Here is a 3,521-nt window from a genome sequence, read left to right as displayed (position 1 = left end):
ACCAGACCTACGGCGGGATTATCTTCCAAACAGCGTACTTGTTTTTCTAATTTAGTTGGTTCCCACAGGTCGTCAGCATCTAACAATGCTATGTATTCACCTCTAGCATTAGCAATACCCGCGTTACGCGCTTCAGATACACCTTTGTTTTGTTGTGAAATTAGTTGCACGCGGGGGTCTGTTATCTGAGCAACCCACTCTACAGTTTCATCCTTACTGCCATCATCGATAATCAAAATTTCCAAATCGGTGTAAGTTTGATTAAAAACGCTATCCAAGGTGGCTGGAAGATAGCGCATTGCATTGTATGCAGGAATCACAACGGAAACTTTGGGATGATTCAAATCGCTCATTTTTCTACATTTATCTCCCTTGCGAATACAGTGCAGCACGGCAGAAGTAACCCACCAAATTGAAAAAATTTAAATGCGCGACGCGGAAAATATTTTTGACTTTTGACTTTTGACTTTCGCGTAGCGACACTAGCTTGCTTGACCTAATTCATGCTGCATTTGGTGATATTTCCAAAGTTTGCCTCGCTGTTGCAGCAATTCTTGATAAGTACCCTGTTCTACAATGCGTCCTTGTTCGAGTACGACTACTTTATCGGCGCGAACAATTGTCGAAAGTCGGTGCGCGATCGCAATCACTGTTCGACCTACAGACAGCTTTTCCAACGACTCCTGAATTAATCGCTCAGACACAGAATCTAAAGCACTCGTTGCTTCATCCAGAATCAAAATTTCCGGGTCGCGAAGCAAAGCACGAGCGATCGCAATCCGCTGACGCTGACCTCCAGATAAGCGAACTCCCCTATCTCCCAACTGCGTATCGAAACCTTCCGGTAGTTCGAGAATAAAATCGATCGCATTCGCCAATCTCGCTACTTCCCAAATCGCAGCTTCATCGGCATCTTCAGTACCGTAAGCAATATTGTTGCGGACAGAAGTGTTGAAAATAAATGTATCTTGACTGACAACAGCCATCTTTTGCCGCAGGGATTTGATGTCAAATTCTCGCAAGTCAATGCCATCGAGCAGAATTTGACCTTGTGTGGGATCGTAGAATCGCGGAATTAAATCGGTCAACGTGGTTTTGCCAGCACCAGAAGCACCCACCAGCGCCGTCGTCTGTCCTTTTTTGATAGTCAGCGTGATGTCGCGCAACACTAAATTAATGCTGTCGTACCCAAAATCTACAGCCACAAAATCAATCGATCGCTTCAATCCAGCAAATTGGATTGTGCCACCTTCTAAATAAGGTTTGTCATCAGTGCGGAGTAGAGTTTTAATATTTTCCATCGGCCCCTGAAAATTGCTCAGTTGCGCTCTGCATCCATTCACCTGACGGATAATTGGCATGAGGCGGAACAACACAAATAAAAATGTCAGTAATGCCGCTGGCTGTAACTCTCCATTGGGAATCAAAGTAGCAAAAGCCAGAATCAACATCCCAACTAAAATTGCCGTAGCACCTCCTTCTGCGAGAGGTTCCACCGAAGCATGGAATGAAGTAGCTTTGACCGTTGCTTTCTTCAAGTCCGAACTGGCATTGTAAAACCGTTTTCTTTCAAAATCCTGAGTTGCAAATGCCTGAACTGTGCGAATACCGTTGATAAATTCCAACGCCACCGAGGTAAACCAGCCGCTGGCGGTCGATCTTTCAAAACTGGCTTCTCGTACTCTTCCCAGCAGCGTTGTTATGCCAGCCGACAGCAGACCGAACAACATAATGGAGACGATCGTCAGCTGCCAAGACAGCAAAAACATCGATACCACATAAGCCAAGAGGGTCGAAGTTCTGGTGACTAAATAAGAAAATACACCGAAAGCTTGGGTAAGCTGGTAATTTTCGGAGGTGATGCTATTAACTAATTCTCCCGAACGGGTTTTGGCAAAGTAACTCAGGCTCAATCCTTGCAACTGTTCAAACAGCCGTCTGCGTAGGCTGTCTGCCAGACTTTGATTGCAAATTTCGCTGTAAACCTGCCCCAAATAAGTAAACCCTGTACGTAACAGGGTCATAAATAAAATCAAGGCAGATATGCGATAAAGCCGATCGGCAACAGAAGCATTTACCCCCAATATCCAAACATCGAACCACTCAATGCCTGTTTGAATTGGTGCTGCGTTCGGATCGGTCAAACTTTGCAAAAATGCTAAGAGAAAACCAACGCCAAATGCCTCAAATACTGCTGCGATCGACGTGAACAGCAGAGCCAAAACTGCAACCCGACGAAAATATTTGAATTCTCGCAGAATAATATAGTTGTCTTGCCAGAACTTTGTCGCTTTGAGCAGATTGCGAATTGGTACGGGCGATTGGAAACGCATAAGGGTTTGCAAAAGAGTTGTTGTGTGGATTAGTAAGCGCTAAAGCTGGAGAAAACTTTGATCATCGTCAGAGGTAAGATTTTCAAATCTTGCCAGAGAGACCAACTGCGTAAGTATTCCAAATCGCGGTAATTTAGCGCTTCCAAATCTCGCCAGTTCGCTCTCGCTTGCACTAACCAATCTCCTGCGATTCCCGGTAGCGCATTCAGCCGTCGCAAACCTTCAGGGCCGATCCGCGCTGCATCGTGTAAATTATAGGGACGTGGCCCTACCAAACTCATCTCGCCTCGCAGCACGTTGAACAACTGGGGTAGTTTGTCTAGGTTGTACTTGAGCATCCAACGCGCTAGGGGTGCGATCGCAACTACTCCATCTTCCTTCTCGGCTGTCGTGCGAAACTTGAGGATGCGGAACAACTTACCCCGCTCTCCCACACGCCACTGCCAGGATAAAATCGGCCCAGCAGAATCTCTCCGCATTAGCAAAACCAGCCCCAGCATGACTGGACTGAAGACTAACAGCAGTATTGCCGCCATGCACCAGTCAAATAGCCGCTTGAGCGACCAACTGAGCGGGTTTCGTTTTCCCGGCAGTTCGGAGGTAGTAGGTAAGCGCAGAAATACTGGTTTGTGAGCTTGCCAGCACGCATCTGCCCAAAGTCTTAATTTTGTTTCACCCAAACGCGGGTCTATGCGGACAAGTCGCACGGGCGAGTGTTGCAAGCATTCTGCAAGCGATCGCTCATCGTCGAGATCGGGCAAATACCGCTGTTTGTCGTCTTTGGCAAGGCTGACTAACAGCTGGTTCTGTCGCCACTTGAGCGCGTACCTACTGGGTTGGCGATCGCGCCAGCGGCGATCTCCAGGGTAGGAAATCTGTAGAGTTGGGCTTGAGGAGCTTTTCATCAGTAATTTCTCTTAAGTAGAAACTCGTATGCCAAAAGACAGATCTTTAGGTTGCCAAACTGAAAAAGTTGGCTGTAGCCTATACAGCATAGGTATTTCACTGTAAAGTCTAGTTGTTAATTTTTATTAAAACTTCTATCTTAGGACTGAAGGATATCTAAGGGTATTTACTTAGGATTATTTTGGATAGGGCTGATTTGAAGCTGACTTGGCGTTCGGAATAAATTAATTGCCAAACAAGATCCGGCTTTAAATCTAGAGGATTTTCTTGTTCTAACAAAAC

At 46.0% G+C, this 3,521-nt stretch carries 3 protein-coding genes; all 3 read right to left on the bottom strand.

Translation table 11 applies throughout. The annotated features are described in order from the left end of the window. Positions 1-353: glycosyltransferase family A protein (locus H6S82_RS24045; RefSeq protein WP_191056825.1), on the bottom strand; the 353-nt coding region annotated here is incomplete at its 3' end. Positions 354-482: 129 nt separating this feature from the next. Next, positions 483-2,333, bottom strand: coding sequence for a heterocyst formation ABC transporter subunit HepA (gene hepA, locus H6S82_RS24040; protein WP_190475315.1), 1,851 nt, complete (start codon positions 2,331-2,333; stop codon positions 483-485). Between the two features lie 29 nt (positions 2,334-2,362). Next, on the bottom strand, positions 2,363-3,238 hold the full coding sequence (gene hepC / locus H6S82_RS24035) for a heterocyst development glycosyltransferase HepC (protein ID WP_190475312.1): 876 nt from the start codon (positions 3,236-3,238) through the stop codon (positions 2,363-2,365). Between the last annotated feature and the right edge of the window lie 283 nt (positions 3,239-3,521).

This window comes from Planktothrix sp. FACHB-1355 (assembly GCF_014748295.1).
Lineage (GTDB): Bacteria > Cyanobacteriota > Cyanobacteriia > Cyanobacteriales > Aerosakkonemataceae > Aerosakkonema > Aerosakkonema funiforme_A.
Note: the sequence above shows the minus strand (reverse complement) of the source record. Positions and strands in the feature narration are given on the sequence as shown.